Source organism: Chryseobacterium sp. CBSDS_008 (assembly GCF_049959325.1).
Taxonomy (GTDB): domain Bacteria; phylum Bacteroidota; class Bacteroidia; order Flavobacteriales; family Weeksellaceae; genus Chryseobacterium.
Map to the genome: position 1 here is coordinate 4,707,929 of NZ_CP188202.1, position 19,030 is coordinate 4,726,958.

A 19,030-nucleotide genomic window follows, 5' to 3' on the forward strand; every position below is an offset into this window, starting at 1 on the left:
CTATAAAATTTTAGGAATAAATATTGTAATTTAAACTTCGAGAATATTTAAAAATAATACATAATAGAAATATGGACATTAAAAAGGAATTCAGAGACTTCTCTGTAAAACATTTAGGAAACAACGGTTTGGTAACCGATCAGTATATGGGAATGTATGGGCCTACGAATCTTACTCCGTACATTATGGAAGAAAGAAGATTAAACGTTGCCCAGATGGACGTTTTCTCCCGTTTGATGATGGACAGAATTATCTTCCTGGGAACTGGTATTGATGACCAGGTAGCCAATATCGTTACGGCTCAGCTTTTATTCCTTGAAAGTGCTGACCCTTCAAAAGATATTCAGATCTATATCAACTCTCCTGGTGGTAGTGTATATGCAGGTTTAGGTATTTATGACACCATGCAGATTATTAAGCCAGATGTAGCAACAATCTGTACAGGTATGGCTGCATCAATGGGAGCTGTATTACTGGTTGCCGGAGAAAAAGGAAAACGCTCTGCGCTTAAGCACTCAAGAGTAATGATTCACCAACCTTCAGGAGGCGCTCAGGGAGTTGCTTCTGACATGGAGATCAACCTGAGAGAGATGTTGAAATTAAAGCAGGAGCTTTATGAAATCATCGGCCACCACTCAGGACAAACGTATGAGTGGGTAGAAAAATCTTCTGACAGAGATTACTGGATGACTTCTGAAGAAGCGAAAGGCTACGGAATGGTAGATGAGGTTTTACAAAGATCTACTGAGAAAAAGTAGTTGATTATAAAGTCATAAGAAACCGCGCCAATCTGGTGCGGTTTTTTTGTTGGATTATGTTTTAAAATTTCTAATATTAAACGTTTAGATTCCTGCGGAATGGCAAATGTATGGATAAACCCTCATTCCAATTGTGTTATTCCGTAGGAATCCAGCCGCCATGATTTAAGAAAAGATATTTCAGAAAATTTATAATCCTGACTAAATTCCAATTGAAGACGTAAAAATTCCCATCCTTCGGAGGGGTGGCAAAAATTCAAAGAATTTTTGACGGGGTGGTTTTAAAGGTCACATAATCATTCAATATTTCTGTCTTGTAACAGAATAGTTTTTCTTTTTAGATCCTATTGTTAAAAAACAATTATCATTATATTCAAGATCAGTTTACAATCAAGTTATACTTTCGCAGCCATATAAGTGAATATGAAAAAATTGCTATGGTCTGCTGCTGTGCTTGCAGTATTGGCTTCCTGTAAAAGTGATGATGATACAACCGTAATTCATCAGGATATTAATTACTCCAAACTCCCTCAGGAGTTTCCATTTACCAAACTGGCTGCGATCAACGGAGTGGATGTGATCAATGGCGGATTTGGTTCCGGAGCCGCCGCTCATCCCACAAGAAAAGGCGAATTCTACGTCATTACAGACAGAGGACCTAACACTGATTTCCAGAACGGGAAAAAATTCCTTGTCCCTAACTTTACTCCAACGATCATGCACTTTAAAATCAATGCCGATGGAAATGTAGAAGTAATTAAATATATTAAGCTTAAAAATCCATCAGGACAGCCTATTACAGGACTTCCAAACCCGGCAGGGATGGGAAGCACCGGAGAAACGGCTTATGACGCTTCAGGAAATGTTTTAGGGACTGATCAGTATGGTCTAGACAGTGAAAGTATTGTTGCCGCAGCTGATGGGACATTCTGGGTTTCTGATGAATATGGTCCGCACATCGTCCATTACAGTGCTGAAGGAATAGAGATGGAAAGAATAAGCCCGATAGGTGTCAATACAGGTACAAGAAAATTACCTGCTGTTTTAGCCAAAAGAAGAGCTAACAGAGGTATGGAAGGACTTTGTATTACTCCTGATGGAAGAACCTTGGTAGGAACCATACAATCAATGATGCATGTACCTAGCAAAGCACTGGCAACCAATACTGCTTTAACGAGAATTGTCACATTTGATATCATTACAGGGCAGACGAAACAGTTTTTATACAGACAGGATGGAGGTGCTTCCGATTCAGTCTGTGATATTACAGCAATAAGCAACAATGAATTCCTGGTGATTGAAAGAGACGGAAATTTCGGATCTCAGGGAGGTATCAAAAAAGTATACAGAATCAACCTGAGCAACGCAACAGATGTAAACGGAGCGGATCTCACAGCAGTTGACGGGATGAAAGTGAATGGAAAAGCTTTGGAACAGTGTTCATGGGATGAAATTACCAATGCCGGAATAAAGCCTGTTACCAAAACATTAGCCGTAGATCTGGTTGCAAAACTGGGGTATGAACATGATAAATTTGAGGGAATTGTTTATTTAGGAAACAATAAACTGGCTGTTTTCAATGATGATGATTTCGGAGTGGTAGATGATGGAAACGGAAATCCGAAAGCCAAAATTTTACCTAAAACAGGTAAAGTAGATAAAGGAACTATGTACGTAGTCGATATTCAATAATTAGATTTTTTTAAAAGAAAACGGCGGAATCGAAGATTCCGCCGTTTTTATTATACTTTAATTTTATAGGTGCTATTCTCAGATATTAGTTAAAAGCCTCAATGATCTTAGAAAAATCTTCAAGCTTCAAAGCAGCTCCACCGATAAGACCTCCATCGATATCAGGCTGAGAGAAGATTTCTTTAGCATTGTCCGGTTTTACAGAACCTCCGTAAAGAATAGAAACTTCGTCAGCAACTTCCTGTCCGTATTTAGCAGCAATAATGTTTCTGATGTGAGCATGGATCTCCTGAGCCTGCTCCGGACTTGCCGTTTCTCCTGTTCCAATAGCCCAAACCGGTTCATAAGCAATCACTACTTTTTTGATCTCTTCAGCAGAAAGTGTGAAAAGGGCTACTTCAGTCTGGTTTTTTACTACCTCAAAGTGCTGTCCCGCTTTTCTCTGTTCAAGAGTTTCCCCGTTACAGTAAACAGGAATAAGACCTTTATCAAGAGCTAATTTGATTTTTCTGTTACAGTGAGAATCTGTTTCTCCATGATATTGTCTTCTTTCAGAGTGCCCGATTAATGAACCGGTTGCCTCGATAGATTCCAACATGTCTGCAGAGACCTCACCTGTGTAAGCACCGCTTTCATGCTCGCTCATATCCTGAGAAAATACACCGATCTCATCCTTTTCAAAAATGTCTTTCGCCATCATTAAATATAAAGCTGGCGGAGCGATCCAAATCTCACAGTGGGTAGCATTGTTATTTTTATAGCTTAGTAACTGAATCATTAATTGTTGTGCATCAATTACATTTTTGTTCATTTTCCAGTTGCCTGCAACTATTTTTCTTCTCATAGTTTATCTTTTATATATAAAATTGAATTTGTTTAAAGAATCACATAAATTATCATGAAATTTTTTAAAAGAATTAAGATTTAATAATTTACTGATCTCAACTTTTTGACCAATTAATTGATAAAGTTCATTTATTTGTAAATCTTTTCTCCTTTTTTTGGGCTTTTCTTGATTAATAATTTGTAAAGCTTTTTTTATCTTTTCTTTAGGATCTTTAAAAGACTCAGGATCCCCATTTAGTTTTAATTCTGATTTATCTTTATTAGAAGAAATTTCATTAAGAAAAAGATCAATGTCTGCTAACATCCAAGCTTCTATCATGTAAATAGGAATTATTGGGATAATTTCTTTACACACTAATTCGTCTGCAACTAATTTGATTTCATTCATTAGTGGAAGAAATTTATCACTTAATACTCTTGAATCATCTTGATAGTCGGAATCATTGTGTATTAAAAGTATATTTATAAAACTTTCTTTATGATAATTTTTATTGGCATCAATAATTTGTTTTATAAATGGTTTCCCTACATCTTTTTTTATTTCCTCAATATATATTTCAGTTGCACCGCCATATTCAAAAATTATTTCATCTATAGTTCTTTTTATAACAGAAAATAAAAATCTGTTATCAGTAGAACCTTCTGAAATTAGACCTATAAATAATTGATTACCTCTCATTTTCTAAAGAAAAATTTCCCTTATCTAAATAAGTTTGTACATCTAATATTGAAACCTTTCTATCCGGGAATAATTCTGCAATGAAATTTTTATCAACAGGGGATAACTTTGTTGTTTCAAATTTTATTTTATTATTATCAAAGAAATCAATTTTTGTCACCATTTTACTAAACCAAAGAGATTTATTTTTATCATCACTATAATTTGTCCAGAAATTCCCTACTAATACAGAGGAGTGAGTGTTTACTATCACTTGCTTCAAAGGTAACTCATTATCAAAGAAGTCAGTACTTAAGTCAGCTAATAGATCAAGCATTGTTGAAATTCTAGCAGGATGAATTCCGTTTTCAGGTTCTTCAAAACATAGTAAACTTCCAAAATGGTCATCATATTCTAGAATACATAATGTTAGAATTCTTAATGTCCCCTCAGAAAGTACACGAGAGGTATATTCTTTCTTATCAACATCAATTAGCTTAATAATAAATTGACGATTTTCTTTGTCATCAAAAACTTTTACATCAATAAATTGCGGCAAAAATTTATTTAATTTTCTTGAAATTTCTTTTAATGCAAAGTCATTATTCAATGAGATCCTGTAAAGTGCTGCAGCCAAATTTTTACCAGAACTTGTAATTTCATCTTCACCATTGCTTTTACTAGTTGGTTCTCTTAGATCATCTGGGTTTAATTGTAAAAATTTCCAAGATTTCATCTCTTCCTTTGCTGCTAATACATGTTTGAAGTCTACATTATCTATACTACTTAAAACAGTTCTATTAGCATTTACAATTGGAATTTGACGAAATGTACCTTTTGAGCCATCTTGGTGAATAACTACTGTATCTATTTCATTTTTTTTTATTGTATCAAGATATGGTTTTCCTCCTCTGTTCCCTTCTACCTTTGGCCTCCATAACTCTATTTTATCTTTTGGAATTATTTTGATCCATTTATCTTCATTGTCCTTTTTTAGGTTGATCAATTTTTCATGAACTACAACAATATCATCTAATCCAGATGAACTTATAAATCTTTTTAACTTTAATTGATATTGTAGTCTTGTATATTTTAGAACTGCCTCATTTCCCCAAGCATCCTTAACTTTTTGATTAACAAGCATTTCCACTTCAAATTCCATTAAATCAGCATATATTCCTTTATCATACATACTGAATAATTCAAGGAAATCACCTCTTTGACTTTGGAGTGCTTTTTTTATGTTATCAAATTCTGCAAGTTTTGAAAGTAATTCTAAGGCATCAAAAAGATTACTTTTACCAGAAGCATTCGTACCTGCGATTATCGTAAAAGGAGTAAACGTCATTTCAAAATTATGAAACGATTTAAATCCATTTATCTTAATCTTTGTAATCATAATATAAAATTATTTATTCTAGAAAGACATAACAAATTTAGTTATTATTTATTGATACCTTCTAATTTAAACATGAAAGTATTACTGGAGCAATATTCTTTAGTAAAAACTCTGAATACTTCTCATGATTGTAATCTATTTCTGTTTTTAATACTAGATTTTATTTGTTTGTTATATATTTTTTATGCTATAATCCCCAAAGGTTTTTCAGCAAAACGTAGAATGTATGCTCTTCTTCAGTTACTTTATTATCTGCTTTGATCAGCGATTTTGCAAACTGAACAAACTTCACGCGTTCGTCCTCTGTAGAATCCTCATGGAAACATCTCGCATGGAATTCAAAATGGTCTTTCCATTCTTCAGGCTGTAAAAGAGCTAATGTATCCAGCTCGTTGTCAAGGTTCATTCTGAACGGAAATTCATCCGCCAGATATTGCTGTACCAGCATTCCTTCCTCAGGAGCAAACTCTCCGTCTACAGAAGAAAGGATCATTAACAGGTGATAGCCGGCGATTGATTTATTTGATTTTTGCATGAGTTGTTGTATGTTTAGGTTTAGTGTTTAAATTTGATAATTGATAATTGATAATTGATAATTGATAATTGATAATTGATAATTGATAATTGATGTCAATTATTTGTCGCAGCCACCTATCATTTATAATTCATCATTCATCATTTATAATTAATTAACGTAGTCCTTCGCAGGCTGTTTGTCTGCAATTTTTCCATTTTCAAGGATCAGCACAAACGGGTTGCTCCTTGCTATCGTTTTGATGGCAGTTCCGTCCATCAGTAGATTCCTGATTGTTTTAAAAGTATTGGGCTCTGTTGAGATTCCATAAATAAGAACGCCTTTCTGTGCATTTACTTTTGCTTCCACTTTCTGAAGCAGGTCCGCAGGAATATCTTTTGGATGATATGAAAAAACCAAAACGGCTTTTGGTGCATTAATGATTTCTTGCGTAACATCCATTCCCGTAGGGTCTTCAATTTTAAATTTTACAATTTCAGATTTGTAGCCTTCCTTAATCAGTACAGATTCATTTTTCCCATCTTCAATTTTCCATGGAGAACCTTCTGCCCAGTATTCAGTTTTTTTGATATAATCATCCTGGTTTACCTTTACAGTTTGTCCTGTTTTCTCGTTTTTCAGGGAGTAGAAAGTCTTGTATTCGGAAGGGTTTTTGTCAATTTTTGCTTTTTCACCTTTAATATCGGTCCCGATTTTATAATCCCGAAAATCAATAATCGGTTCATGCATAATTCCCTGTGCCATCACGTAAACCATTCCAAGCGAAAAGACCGTTAAAAGGATATATTTAAATGTATTGGAGGACTCTTTCTGGGTAACTCCATACTCATCTTTTTTATGGAAATCTTTTCTGTACAGGACAAATACTATAATCAATCCTACAAGAAGCACGACATCTTTAAGGAAGCTTTGCCAAGGCGTAAACTTGATGGCATCGCCAAAACATCCACAATCTGTTACCACATTGAAATAAGCTGAATAAAATGTAAGAAACCCAAAGAAAATACAAAGCGCAATTAATATGGATAAGGTCAGTTTAAGCTTTAATTTTAGCAGCAGCATAAATCCTAAGAAAAGCTCCAATACCACTACGATAATAGAAAATAGCAGGGCAAACTTTTCTAAAAACGGCATGTTGAAAACTGCGGGAGAGAAATATTCTTCCATTTTGAAAGAAAAACCTACCAGATCCACGGCTTTCACAAAGCCCGAAAGGATAAAAATAACAGCAATAATAAAGCGTAATAAACCTTTGATCATATTAAATATTTTTGGGTTCGAATTGATTTTCTTTTTCTGAGAATTTAATAAGACAGAAGACAGCATAATTCAGCATATCGAAATAGTTGGCGTCAAGCCCTTCCGAAACGATTGTTTTTCCCTGATTATCTTCAATCTGCTTTGTTCTTAATACTTTCTGATAAATAAGATCCGTAATCGAAGAAATTCTCATATCTCTCCATGCCTCACCATAATCATGATTTTTTCTTTCCATTAAAGCCTTGGCTTCATTAGCATATTGGTCATACAAACCTAAAATTTCTTCTTTATTTTCATTGAAATCATTGGAAAGGCCTTTCTCCAGCTGAATAAGCCCAATGATAGAATAGTTCACAATGGCGATAAATTCATCTTCCTCACTCTCATCCACCATTTTTTTATCAGTCATCTGCAGCGTACGGATTCTGTTGACTTTGATGTAAATCTGATCTGTAATGGAACTTGGTCTTAACACCCTCCATGCTGCACCATAATCCTGTAATTTTTTCCCGAAAAGATCACGGCACTGACTGATAACTTTCTCGAACTGTACTGATGTTTTTAGCATAAATTTTCTTAATCTTCCAAATATACGAATTCGGTTTTAGATTTTTGAATTTGATGAGCTGAGTTTGTGAGTGAGAGGTTTGAGGGTGGGAGAGTTGGAGTGTTTCGGATTCGTGGTGCGTGGTTCGGGGTTCGAGTAGTTGGTTTTAGAGTTTTAGAGTTTTAGAGTTTTAGAGTTTGAGGGTAAGAGGGTTTTAGGGTAAGAGCGTGTTTGGGGAAAGAATTTCAAGATTCGATTTACCAGGTTTTGAGGTTTGAGAGTGCGCAGTTAGCTTCCAACCTCCAGCTTCTAATTTCCAGCCTATAATTTCTGATTTCTTCTCATTACCAACTCACAAATCACTAATTTTGCAGGATAGCAAAAATCAATTATCAATTATCATTCATCAATCATAAACTCATGCTCTCCAACTCTTCAACCCTCCAACCCTCAGACTCTCCAACCTACTCAATCAACTGCAACGGCAGATTGGTACAGCTTGACACTCCAAAAATCATGGGAATCCTCAATCTGACACCGGATTCTTTCTCTGACGGTGGAAAATTCAATAGTGAAAAATCAGCTTTGGAACATGCAGAAAAACTGTTAAAAGATGGGGCCGAAATACTGGATATCGGTCCTCAGTCTACACGACCCAACGCCCAGTTTTTAAGTGCTGAAGAAGAAATAAACAGAATCGGGAATATCATTTCTCTGATCAAAAAAGAGCTCCCGGAAGCCTTGATTTCCCTTGATACTTTTTACGCAGAAACAGTGAAATTCGGATTCAATGAAGGAATTGATCTCATCAATGATATTTCAGGCGGGCAGTATGATACAGAAATGTTTGATACCGCTGCTCATACGAAACTACCTTACATCCTCATGCATGTAAATCCATCTTACAAAACCATGCATGATAAAATACATTTCGAAGATATTACACTGGAAGTAAACCAATATTTTTCTAAAAAAACGAAAGAACTTTTAGAAAAAGGCGTGAATGATATCATTCTTGATCCCGGTTTTGGTTTTGGAAAAACAGGAGAAGATCAGATGAAAATGATCCATGAAGTTGAATATCTTGGGTTCAGGAAATTTCCTCTTTTAATAGGCATTTCCAGAAAGTCATTTATTTATAAGCCTCTTGGAAAATCCCCTCTGGATATCAATGAAGAAACTCAGAAGCTTCATATGAAAGTTCTGGAGCAGGGCGCAAAGATTGTAAGAGTTCATGACGCAGCTGCAGCAAAGGAAACATTGATTCATTTTTTACGAAAAAAATAAAAAGTGTGAAAAAAACTTGTGAGTAATTAAAAAGTTTATACATTTGCAATATGAATTTTACGAATCAGAAAAATATTATTGTCATTTCTATTATTGCTGTTGTCATTAGCAACAGGAAGGAAACGGCATTTTAAATAGATTTTAATTTAAATTATATATAGAACCGTTTCAAATTATGAAACGGTTTTTTTTGTTTTAATTTTTTAAAGTACAGGAGTATGTATCAGTTAGTATCAGTAATTATTATCGTCATTATTATTCCCTTGCGTCTGTGAGAAGGAAAGTGTATGACTGTACATATATTGAGCCCTCTCACAACGTGAGAGGGCTTTTTTTATTCCCAATTTTAATTTTTTTAAACCTTATAACATGTATTACAACGACGACACGACCATCTACTTTGACGGAAAATTTATGAAAGCGAAAGATGCAGGAACAGATCTTTACGGGCAGTCACTTCACTATGGCTATTCTGTTTTCGAAGGAATTAAATCCTACAGCACAGATCAGGGAACCAAGGTGTTTAAAGCAAAAGAACACTACGAAAGACTGAAAAGATCAGCAGAACTGATGCACATTCCCTTTGATTATTCTGTAGAACAGCTTACAGATCTTACTTATGAACTTCTGGAACGCAACGGTTTCACAGATGCTTATATCCGTCCGTTGGTCACATGTTCACCCAATATGTCACTTTCAAAAGGACAAAAATCTTATCTGTCGCTTCTTGCCTGGGAATGGAATAACGGCTATCTGGCAGATAAAATGAAAATCATGACGTCTCCTTTTCAACGGCCTAATCCTAAAGCTTTCAGGGTGGAAGCCAAAGTAGGAGGTCATTATGTAAACTCAATATTGGCCTGCCAGGATGCCAAAGACAAAGGTTATGACGAAGCGCTGGTGCTGGATGAGAACGGAAACGTTGCCGAAAGCTCTGGTGCCAATGTTTTCTACGAAAAAAACGGGGTTTTATATACTCCGGCCAAAGGAAGCATCCTTCCGGGAATCACAAGACAAACCGTAATGGAAATTTGTAATGAGCTTGATATTCCTGTAAAAGAAACTTTTTTTAAACCGGAAGAAATGAGAGGTGCAGATGCAGGTTTTTTCTGTGGTACAGCAGCGGAAATTGTGGCCCTGAATTCACTGGATGATGTCCCTTTTGCCAAAGACTGGGAAAGTACAGCAAGTGAAAAAGTACAGCAGGCCTATCTGAAATTGGTAAGAGTTCTGTCATTGTAAATTTTTAGAATTTAATTACCTGATTATCAATAAAATGAATATACTATCCAAACGATTGAATATTGTAATTTTCAGAAGAAATGAAAATGAAAAGAATATTACAAAATGTAGTTTTGGATCAAAATTTAATAAAAAACTCCTGTCAAGGAGAAGAAAAGAACAAAAAATGAAGGAAAAAATATGTTAAACAAATATTCAAAAACATTCACGCAGAATAGCGAACAACCCGCAGCCAAAGCCATGTTGTATGGGATAGGATTTACAGAAGAGGATATGCAAAAGGCTCAGGTTGGAATTGCCAGTATGGGATATGATGGGAATACCTGCAATATGCATTTGAATGATCTTGCTCAGGTGGTAAAAAAAGGAACATGGAATCATGGGTTAGCCGGATTAATTTTTAACACCATCGGAGTTAGTGACGGAATGAGCAACGGAACAGATGGAATGCGTTACTCCCTGGTAAGCCGTGATGTAATTGCAGACAGTATAGAAGCGATCTGTGGAGCACAGTATTATGACGGATTGATCGCATTGCCGGGTTGTGACAAAAATATGCCGGGAACTATTATTGCGATGGGAAGACTGGACAGACCATCCATCATGGTGTATGGAGGTACTATTGCTCCAGGCTGCTACAAAGGTGAACAGCTTAATATTGTTTCTGCTTTCGAGGCTTTAGGTAAAAAGATTGCAGGAGAAATCACTGAAGAAGATTTTGATGGGGTGGTAAAGAATTCCTGTCCAGGTGCTGGAGCATGTGGCGGAATGTATACTGCCAATACAATGGCTTCTGCTATTGAGGCATTGGGAATGAGTCTTCCGTATTCTTCATCCAACCCTGCTTTAAGCAAAGAAAAACAGGAAGAATGTCTTGAGGCAGGTAAATATCTGAAAATATTATTGGAAAAAGACATCAAACCTTCCGATATCATGACCCGCAAAGCTTTTGAAAATGCCCTTCGCATGATTGTTATTCTTGGAGGAAGCACCAATGCAGTTCTGCATTTTATAGCCATGGCAAAAAGTGTTGGAGTATCGCTTACTCAGGATGATTTCCAGAAGATGAGTGATAAAACTCCGGTATTGGCAGACCTTAAGCCAAGCGGAAAGTACCTGATGCAGGATCTGTATGAACACGGAGGAATACCATCAGTAATGAAATACCTTTTAAATCAGGGATTATTACATGGTGATTGCTTAACGGTAACCGGAAAGACATTAGCCGAGAATTTAGAAAATGTTCCCGATCTTGATTTTAATACACAAAAAATTATTAAACCATTATCTGAACCTGTAAAAGCTACCGGGCACCTGAGAATATTATATGGAAATCTTGCTGAAAAGGGAAGTGTAGCGAAGATCACAGGAAAAGAAGGAGAACGTTTTGTAGGAAAGGCCCGTGTATTTGATGGCGAAAAAAATCTGATCAGAGGAATTCAGGACGGAACCGTACAGCATGGTGATGTCATTGTCATTCGTCATGAAGGCCCGAAAGGAGCTCCCGGAATGCCGGAAATGCTGAAACCCACCAGCGCACTGATAGGAGCAGGTCTGGGAAGCAGCGTTGCTTTAATTACAGACGGAAGATTCAGCGGAGGAACCCATGGTTTTGTTGTAGGACATATCACTCCGGAAGCTCATGAAGGAGGTCTTATAGCTTTTGTAAATGATGATGACCTGATTGAAATTGATGCCGTAAACAACACGATACAACTCAACGTTTCAGAAGAAGAAATAGAACGAAGAAAGAAAGGTTGGCAAAAACCACCTCTTAAAGTACAGAAAGGATTGCTTTATAAATATGCATTAACAGTATCATCAGCGGCAGAAGGCTGTGTAACAGACGAAATCACTCAATAAAATATGGAAAACCTGAATATATCAACAGAAATACAACTGAGCGGAAGCCGGATCATTCTTGAAGCCTTTCTTCAGGAAGGCGTGAAAACCGTTTTCGGATATCCGGGAGGTGCTATTATTCCTATTTATGATGCCCTTTACGACTATAAGGAGAACCTGAAACATATACTGGTACGCCACGAGCAGGCAGCAGTACATGCGGCACAAGGTCTGGCAAGAGTCTCAGGAGAAGTGGGGGTTGTATTGGCAACCAGCGGTCCCGGCGCGACCAATCTTGTAACCGGTTTGGCAGATGCGCTATTGGATAATACCCCTTTGGTGTGTATTACAGGACAGGTTTTTGAACATCTTCTCGGAACTGATGCCTTTCAGGAAATAGATGTAATGAACGTTACAAGCCCGGTAACCAAATGGAATTATCAGGTGACCGATGCTAATGAGCTTCCCGAAGTATTGGCAAAAGCATTCTACATCGCAAAATCCGGCCGTCCCGGTCCTGTGTTGATTGATGTGACCAAAAATGCCCAGCTGCAGTCTGTTGATTATAAAGGATATTCTCCATGCCATTCACTGCGAAGCTATAAACCGGATCCTGATCCATGTTTTGAAAGTATTGAAAAAGCGGCATCGCTGATCAATGAATCAGAAAAACCATTCATCATAGCAGGACAGGGGATTATGCTGGGGAAAGCGGAAAAAGAGTTTTTGCAGTTTGCAGAAAAATCAGGAATTCCGGTAGCATGGACTGTTTTAGGAATGAGTGCCATTCCCACCAATCACCCACAAGCTGTAGGAATGGTAGGGATGCACGGAAACTATGGCCCGAATATATTAACCAATGAATGCGATGTTCTGATTGCTGTTGGAATGCGCTTCGATGACCGTGTGACCGGAAGATTGGATCAATATGCAAAACAGGCAAAAATCATTCACCTTGATATTGATAACGCTGAGATCAATAAAAATGTAAAAGCCGATGTTCCGGTTCTTGGAAACTGTAAACACACGCTTCCTCTTCTTACGGAAAGGATTATAAAAAGAGAACATCATAACTGGCATGAAAGATTTAAAAAATGTCATGAAATTGAAAGCATTAATCTCATCCACTCAGAGCTTTATCCTGAAGAAGGCGAGATTACAATGGGAGAGGTTATCCGTTGTCTGAATGAAATGACAAAAGGTGAGGCAGTGATTGTAACCGATGTGGGACAGCATCAGATGGCAACATGCCGATACTCTCATTTCAAACATTCCCGAACCAACGTCACAAGCGGAGGGCTGGGAACAATGGGATTCTGTCTTCCTGCTGCAATAGGAGCAACTTATGCAGAGACCAATCGTCCTGTTATTGCCGTGATGGGGGATGGCGGAGCGCAGATGAACATTCAGGAACTGGGAACCATTATGCAGTACCATCCGGAAGTAAAGATTTTAATTCTGAATAATTGTTATCTGGGAATGGTAAGACAGTGGCAGGAACTGTTTCATGAAGAAAGATATTCCTCAGTAGATATTCAGAGCCCGGATTTTGTTCAGGTGGCAAAGGGATACCGCATATCAGGAAAGAAAGTATCCGGGAGAGAAGACCTGAAAGGGGCGCTCCGTGAAATGCTGGATCACAAAGGATCTTTCCTCCTCGAAGTAATGACAGGAAAAGAACACAACGTATTTCCGATGATCCCTCAGGGAAAAAGTGTTTCGGAGATTGTATTAAATAATAAAGCTTAAAAATAAAAGATGAAAACAGATCATAAAGAATATACCATTACAGCGTATACAGAAGATTATTTGGGATTGATCAGCCGTATCAATGCTATTTTTTCAAGAAGAAGAATTTCTATGGTGACCTTTAATGTAGGTCCTTCAGAAATCGAAAAGGTAAAAAAGTTTGTTATCGTAATCAGAGAAACGGAAGACTCTGTTCAGAAGATCAGCAGACAAATGGAAAAGCAGGTAGACGTTCTGGAAGTACATTATCACAGAAATCCATATCTGACGGCTGTAGAATATGCCAGCTAGGCGCAAAAATCAAACATTATAATCAATAATTAATAAAATCAAAAAAAATGGCAAAATTGAATTTCGGAGGAGTAGAGGAGAATGTAGTAACAAGAGAAGAATTCCCGTTGGAAAAAGCTCAGGAAGTATTAAAAAATGAAGTCGTAGCAGTGATCGGGTATGGTGTACAGGGGCCCGGGCAGGCTTTGAACCAGAAAGATAACGGAATTAATGTGATTGTAGGACAGAGAAAAAACTCTAAATCATGGGATAAAGCAGTGGCAGACGGATTTGTACCGGGAGAAACATTATTCGAAATCGAAGAAGCACTGGAAAAGGGAACTATTATCTGCTATCTTCTGAGTGATGCCGCACAGATAGAATATTGGCCGAAAGTAAAACAGCATCTTACCCCAGGGAAAGCACTGTATTTTTCTCATGGTTTCGGAATTACCTTCAGCGAGCGTACAGGAATTGTTCCTCCAGCCGATGTAGATGTATTTCTGGTAGCACCAAAAGGTTCAGGAACATCATTGAGAAGAATGTTTTTACAGGACAGAGGTTTGAACAGCAGTTTTGCCGTTTATCAGGATGCAACAGGAAAAGCCAGAGAAAGGGTAACAGCATTAGGAATCGCGATCGGAAGCGGATATCTTTTTGAAACCGACTTTAAAAAAGAAGTATACAGCGACCTTGCCGGAGAACGTGGAACATTGATGGGAGCTGTACAGGGAATATTTGCCGCTCAGTATGATGTATTGAGAAAAAACGGACACAGCCCTTCCGAAGCTTTTAATGAAACCGTAGAAGAGCTGACCCAGTCATTAATGCCTTTAGTAGCAGAAAACGGAATGGACTGGATGTATGCCAATTGCAGCACCACAGCTCAAAGAGGCGCTTTGGACTGGTGGAAGCGTTTCAGAGATGCTACTTCGCCTTTATTTGAAGAACTGTATGATAATGTAGCCAAAGGAAACGAAGCACAACGTTCAATCGACAGCAACAGCAAGCCGGATTATCGTGAAAAATTAGAAGCCGAACTTACAGAGCTGAGAGAAAGCGAAATGTGGAAAGCAGGCAAGACGGTACGAAGCCTGAGACCCGAAAACAATTAATGACTAAACAGATGATGAAAGAGGAAGTAAGTTCTTCCGTTTTAGAGAATGTCTATAAAGCGGGGGAACGATTAAAAGATGTAGTGGTAAAAACACCTTTGGCTGTCAATAATAACCTGTCAGCGATTTACGAAGCGAATATCCGTTTTAAAAGAGAAGATCTTCAAAGGGTAAGATCCTATAAAATAAGAGGAGCGTATAATAAAATGGCCACCATGTCTGAGAAAGAACTTTCAAAAGGGGTTGTTTGTGCCAGTGCCGGAAATCATGCGCAGGGGGTTGCATTTGCATGCCAGACCATGAAGGTGAAAGGAACGATTTTTATGCCTTTGCCAACGCCCGGACAAAAGCTTGAACAGGTGAAAATGTTCGGTGGAGAATACATCGATGTCATTCTTTACGGAGATACTTTTGATGCAGCAAAAGATGCTGCGATGAGGTTTTGTAAAGATCATAACAGCGCATTTATTCATCCTTTTGATGATCCGGCGATTATTGAAGGGCAGGCCACAACAGCACTTGAGATTCTGGAACAGGCAGAAGGTATAGTTGATTACCTTTTTGTTCCGATAGGCGGTGGTGGACTGGCAGCAGGAATCTGTACGGTGTTTCAGCATTTGTCTCCACAAACAAAGATTATTGGGGTAGAACCCTCCGCAGCAGCAAGCATGAAAAAAGCCCTTGAAAAAGGAAAACCTGTTCTTCTCGAAAAAATAAGCCGTTTTGTTGACGGAGCAGCAGTGCAGCAGGTAGGAGATATTACTTTCGAACGCTGTAAGAATATCCTGTACGATATGGCAACGGTAGATGAAGGACTCGTCTGTGAAACCATATTGTCACTGTACAACAAAGATGCTATTGTAGTAGAACCGGCAGGAGCGCTTTCAGTAGCAGCATTGGAAAGATACAGAGAGGAAATAAAAGGTAAAAATGTAGTGTGTATTATCAGCGGAAGCAATAATGATATTACCCGCATGGAAGAGATCAAGGAAAAAGCATTGCTGTATGCTGGATTAAAGCATTATTTCCTGGTCAGATTTCCACAGCGTCCCGGAGCATTGAAAACTTTTGTGATAGATGTGCTGGGCCCTGATGATGATATTACCTATTTTGAATATACTCAGAAAAATTCGAAAGAAAAGGGAATTGCAGTCGTGGGAATTGCTTTGAAACAAAGTAAAGATTTCACCCCATTGATCAATAAGATGAAACAAAATGATTTCTTTGTTAACTATCTGAACAATGATCCTTCGCTGATGAACCTTCTTATTTAAAAGAATTTAGATCAAAAAAGAGAAATGTTTCTTTTTTAACAATATCAAATGACATAAGAAACTGAAGCGTTAAGAAAATGAATGCTGTGAACGTTAAAAAAACTCTGTTGTTTGAGTGCGGGGTCAATAGGTGATTCTAAACATAGACTGTTTCCGCACGAGTTTAGAGTTTTTAGAGAACAGATTTCATTTTTAGCGGAAGTTTCTAAGTCTTGAATTTTTGTTTCTTTTGCTTCAAGGCAAAAGAAGTATAATTAATTAAAATTTTTTTTTAATGTTTTCAAATATTCAGCAGTAAATTATTTCGTATTAAAAACAGAGTCTAAAAACACAATGATGAAAAAGAGGTTGTCTCGCCTTTGAGGCAGCCTCTTTGTGTTTTTGGCACTGTCAAATGACATAAGAAACTGAAGCGTTAAGAAAATGAATACTGTGAACGTTAAAAAAACTCTATTGTTTGAGTGCGGGACAATGGGTGATTCTAAACATAGACTGTTTCCGCACGAGTTTAGAGTTTTTAGAGAACAGATTTCATTTTTAGCGGAAGTTTCTAAGTCTTGAATTTTTGGTTCTTTTGTTTCAAGACAAAAGAAGTATAATTAATTAAAATTTTTTTTTTAATGTTTACAAATCATATTCAGCAGTAAATTATTTCGTATTAAAACAGAGTCTAAAAACACAATGATGAAAAAGAGGTTGTCTCGCCTTTGAGGCAGCCTCTTTGTGTTTTTGGTACTGTCAAACGACATAAGAAACTGAAGCGTTAAGAAAATGAATACTGTGAACGTTAAAAAAACTCTATTGTTTGAGTGCGGGTCAATAGGTGATTCTAAACATAGACTGTTTCCGCACGAGTTTAGAGTTTTTAGAGAACAGATTTCATTTTTAGCGGAAGTTTCTAAGTCTTGAATTTTTGTTTCTTTTGTTTCAAGACAAAAGAAATATGATTAAATAAAAATATTTTTTTTTAAACCATTAAGATTGATTAAGTTTTTAAGAATAATGAAGGAGAAATATCTTTCGATATTTATTAAGCAAGCTGCTTCTTAACTTTTCTTAAATCCTCAATTTTTCTTAATGGTTCAATTATCTTTCCAACGAAAAATTAGAAATTACTTTTGGACGTTCAGTTTCATTAGCTGCTTTCCATGACGTTCTGTACATCCATTCCGTCATTTTATAAAGCTTTTTGTAATTGATATTTTCTGATTCATCCTGTGGGGTATGGTACTGATCATGCAGCACACTGGTGAAGAATATCGCAGGAATACCAATTTTAGCATAGGGAAGATGGTCGCTTCTGAAATAGAAATACTCAGCATGGCTGGGAGAATCCCAATCTTTCAGGTATTTGAATTTTGTACTTTCATTATTAGCCTCTTCAGCCATTTTTACAAGCTCTTCAGAATTTTTGTGAGGAGCATTTCCTCCTAATAAAGCAGCTTCATTGTTATCATTTCTTCCGATCATATCACCGTTCAGAACGGCTACAATGTTCTCTTTCGGAACTACCGGATGGGCTGCATGCCATCTTGAACCCAGCAGTCCTCTTTCTTCAGCGCCATGGAAAACAAACAGGATACTTCTTTTTCCCGGTTGTTTTTTATAAGCTCTGGCTATTGCCAGCATCGCAACACAGGTACTTGCATTATCATCGGCACCGTTGTAGATGGTATCGTTTTTTACAGGATGTCTGATCCCGTCATGATCCTGATGTCCGCTTAGCAAAACATATTCGTTTTTAAGAACCGGATCTGTACCTTCTATTTTTCCTATGATATTAACGGATGGATATTTGTAGGTTTCCGTGATGAGATTCAGAGAAGCTTTAAGATTGTTTTTTACCCAGCCGGCATTTTCCCTTTTGATCCATAAAACAGGAATATTATTCGTGATCTTTTCTCTTAACCCTTCAACACCGTAGCTTCCCCTTGTCATTTGAGGCAGTACTTCCACCCAGCTTTGCTCAGAAATATCATCGGTAATGAAAATAATGGCTTTCGCTCCCAGCTGAAAAGCTTTGTCATAATATTTATTCCTTACAAATCCAGGATATCTTCTTATAAAAAGGGTCATATCCTTAGAAATATTTTTGTCGGAAACATTTAGGGCAAGTACTTTTCCTTTGATGTTTAATTTAGCAAGATCTTCGGGTTCTGCGTTTCCGGCATACACTATTTCTGCATCCAAATCAGCATTTACCGGTTCAGCGACAAGAAAATCTTTCCATAATTTCAGGCTCGTATCGCCGATTTTCAGGCTGCTTTGAGGAATAACCTGATGTCTGTACATATCAAAAAACTGGAAAAATGTTCCGTTATCTCCGGCTGGCTTCATTCCTGCTTCTTTAGCTTTATCCGCAAGCCACATGGAAACTTTCAATTCATCCAGCGTTCCCGCCTCACGACCCCAGAACTGGTCTGCGGCAAGCTGATACATATCAGTGCGAAGATCAGATTCTTTGATGGCAGAAATCAGGGGTTTTTTATAATTCTGGGCATTTCCAAAAGTAAAAATGAAAAGGCTTAACAGAGAAAAAACATAATTTTTATTCAT

General features: G+C 37.3%; 16 protein-coding genes. 9 read left to right on the forward strand and 7 right to left on the reverse strand.

The window, feature by feature from the left end:
- Positions 1–71: 71 nt before the first annotated feature.
- Positions 72–758, forward strand: coding sequence for an ATP-dependent Clp endopeptidase proteolytic subunit ClpP (gene clpP / locus ACP3T3_RS21325; protein WP_027373257.1), 687 nt, complete (start codon positions 72–74; stop codon positions 756–758).
- Between the two features lie 423 nt (positions 759–1,181).
- Positions 1,182–2,450 (forward strand): esterase-like activity of phytase family protein, encoded by a 1,269-nt coding sequence (locus ACP3T3_RS21330; RefSeq protein ID WP_426477715.1) that lies wholly within the window; start codon positions 1,182–1,184, stop codon positions 2,448–2,450.
- 85 nt (positions 2,451–2,535) lie between these two features.
- Here the strand turns inward: ACP3T3_RS21330 and tpiA are convergent, their stop codons facing one another.
- From tpiA to ACP3T3_RS21360, 6 genes are all read right to left on the reverse strand, one after another.
- Positions 2,536–3,294: a triose-phosphate isomerase gene (gene tpiA / locus ACP3T3_RS21335; RefSeq protein WP_426477716.1), complete on the reverse strand. Its 759-nt coding sequence runs from the start codon at positions 3,292–3,294 to the stop codon at positions 2,536–2,538.
- Positions 3,295–3,297: 3 nt separating this feature from the next.
- Positions 3,298–3,975, reverse strand: coding sequence for a DUF4276 family protein (locus ACP3T3_RS21340; RefSeq protein ID WP_426477717.1), 678 nt, complete (start codon positions 3,973–3,975; stop codon positions 3,298–3,300).
- On the reverse strand, positions 3,965–5,353 hold the full coding sequence (locus ACP3T3_RS21345; RefSeq protein WP_426477718.1) for an AAA family ATPase: 1,389 nt from the start codon (positions 5,351–5,353) through the stop codon (positions 3,965–3,967). The genes ACP3T3_RS21340 and ACP3T3_RS21345 overlap by 11 nt, the downstream gene beginning before the upstream one ends.
- Positions 5,354–5,540: 187 nt before the next feature.
- The gene (locus tag ACP3T3_RS21350; RefSeq protein WP_110009238.1) at positions 5,541–5,888 is read right to left on the reverse strand and encodes a TerB family tellurite resistance protein; all 348 of its coding nucleotides are present in this window, start codon (positions 5,886–5,888) and stop codon (positions 5,541–5,543) included.
- A 150-nt stretch (positions 5,889–6,038) separates the two neighbouring features.
- Positions 6,039–7,148 carry a BT_3928 family protein gene (locus ACP3T3_RS21355; RefSeq protein WP_426477719.1) on the reverse strand — a complete coding sequence of 370 codons (1,110 nt, stop codon included), beginning with the start codon at positions 7,146–7,148 and terminating at the stop codon, positions 6,039–6,041.
- A 1-nt stretch (position 7,149) separates the two neighbouring features.
- Complete coding sequence (locus tag ACP3T3_RS21360) at positions 7,150–7,716, reverse strand: DUF1599 domain-containing protein (RefSeq protein ID WP_426477720.1); 567 nt, start codon at positions 7,714–7,716, stop codon at positions 7,150–7,152.
- A gap of 495 nt (positions 7,717–8,211) precedes the next feature.
- Here ACP3T3_RS21360 and folP point away from each other — a divergent pair, with 495 nt between their 5' ends.
- From folP to ilvA, 7 genes are all read left to right on the forward strand, one after another.
- A complete protein-coding gene (folP, locus tag ACP3T3_RS21365; RefSeq protein ID WP_426479997.1) occupies positions 8,212–8,982 on the forward strand; it encodes a dihydropteroate synthase in 771 nt (256 codons plus the stop codon).
- 369 nt (positions 8,983–9,351) lie between these two features.
- Complete coding sequence (gene ilvE, locus ACP3T3_RS21370; protein WP_426477721.1) at positions 9,352–10,224, forward strand: branched-chain-amino-acid transaminase; 873 nt, start codon at positions 9,352–9,354, stop codon at positions 10,222–10,224.
- Between the two features lie 180 nt (positions 10,225–10,404).
- A complete protein-coding gene (gene ilvD, locus ACP3T3_RS21375) occupies positions 10,405–12,087 on the forward strand; it encodes a dihydroxy-acid dehydratase (RefSeq protein ID WP_426477722.1) in 1,683 nt (560 codons plus the stop codon).
- A gap of 3 nt (positions 12,088–12,090) precedes the next feature.
- Positions 12,091–13,815, forward strand: a complete 1,725-nt coding sequence (gene ilvB / locus ACP3T3_RS21380; RefSeq protein ID WP_426477723.1) for a biosynthetic-type acetolactate synthase large subunit — start codon at positions 12,091–12,093, stop codon at positions 13,813–13,815.
- A 9-nt stretch (positions 13,816–13,824) separates the two neighbouring features.
- Positions 13,825–14,106 carry a hypothetical protein gene (locus ACP3T3_RS21385; protein WP_062671248.1) on the forward strand — a complete coding sequence of 94 codons (282 nt, stop codon included), beginning with the start codon at positions 13,825–13,827 and terminating at the stop codon, positions 14,104–14,106.
- Between the two features lie 47 nt (positions 14,107–14,153).
- Positions 14,154–15,200 carry a ketol-acid reductoisomerase gene (ilvC, locus tag ACP3T3_RS21390; RefSeq protein ID WP_126654036.1) on the forward strand — a complete coding sequence of 349 codons (1,047 nt, stop codon included), beginning with the start codon at positions 14,154–14,156 and terminating at the stop codon, positions 15,198–15,200.
- An 11-nt stretch (positions 15,201–15,211) separates the two neighbouring features.
- Entirely contained in the window at positions 15,212–16,474 is a 1,263-nt protein-coding gene (gene ilvA / locus ACP3T3_RS21395) for a threonine ammonia-lyase IlvA (RefSeq protein WP_426479998.1), read from the forward strand.
- A 1,086-nt stretch (positions 16,475–17,560) separates the two neighbouring features.
- Here the strand turns inward: ilvA and ACP3T3_RS21400 are convergent.
- The gene (locus ACP3T3_RS21400) at positions 17,561–19,030 is read right to left on the reverse strand and encodes a M20/M25/M40 family metallo-hydrolase (protein ID WP_426477724.1); all 1,470 of its coding nucleotides are present in this window, start codon (positions 19,028–19,030) and stop codon (positions 17,561–17,563) included.

Bases quoted from the DNA above. Each gene is read 5' to 3' on its own strand.
- clpP (WP_027373257.1), top strand. From the start codon at position 72: ATGGACATTAAAAAGGAATTCAGAGACTTCTCTGTAAAACATTTAGGA.
- ACP3T3_RS21330 (WP_426477715.1), top strand. From the start codon at position 1,182: ATGAAAAAATTGCTATGGTCTGCTGCTGTGCTTGCAGTATTGGCTTCC.
- tpiA (WP_426477716.1), bottom strand. From the start codon at position 3,294: ATGAGAAGAAAAATAGTTGCAGGCAACTGGAAAATGAACAAAAATGTA.
- ACP3T3_RS21340 (WP_426477717.1), bottom strand. From the start codon at position 3,975: ATGAGAGGTAATCAATTATTTATAGGTCTAATTTCAGAAGGTTCTACT.
- ACP3T3_RS21345 (WP_426477718.1), bottom strand. From the start codon at position 5,353: ATGATTACAAAGATTAAGATAAATGGATTTAAATCGTTTCATAATTTT.
- ACP3T3_RS21350 (WP_110009238.1), bottom strand. From the start codon at position 5,888: ATGCAAAAATCAAATAAATCAATCGCCGGCTATCACCTGTTAATGATC.
- ACP3T3_RS21355 (WP_426477719.1), bottom strand. From the start codon at position 7,148: ATGATCAAAGGTTTATTACGCTTTATTATTGCTGTTATTTTTATCCTT.
- ACP3T3_RS21360 (WP_426477720.1), bottom strand. From the start codon at position 7,716: ATGCTAAAAACATCAGTACAGTTCGAGAAAGTTATCAGTCAGTGCCGT.
- folP (WP_426479997.1), top strand. From the start codon at position 8,212: ATGGGAATCCTCAATCTGACACCGGATTCTTTCTCTGACGGTGGAAAA.
- ilvE (WP_426477721.1), top strand. From the start codon at position 9,352: ATGTATTACAACGACGACACGACCATCTACTTTGACGGAAAATTTATG.
- ilvD (WP_426477722.1), top strand. From the start codon at position 10,405: ATGTTAAACAAATATTCAAAAACATTCACGCAGAATAGCGAACAACCC.
- ilvB (WP_426477723.1), top strand. From the start codon at position 12,091: ATGGAAAACCTGAATATATCAACAGAAATACAACTGAGCGGAAGCCGG.
- ACP3T3_RS21385 (WP_062671248.1), top strand. From the start codon at position 13,825: ATGAAAACAGATCATAAAGAATATACCATTACAGCGTATACAGAAGAT.
- ilvC (WP_126654036.1), top strand. From the start codon at position 14,154: ATGGCAAAATTGAATTTCGGAGGAGTAGAGGAGAATGTAGTAACAAGA.
- ilvA (WP_426479998.1), top strand. From the start codon at position 15,212: ATGATGAAAGAGGAAGTAAGTTCTTCCGTTTTAGAGAATGTCTATAAA.
- ACP3T3_RS21400 (WP_426477724.1), bottom strand. From the start codon at position 19,030: ATGAATAAAAATTATGTTTTTTCTCTGTTAAGCCTTTTCATTTTTACT.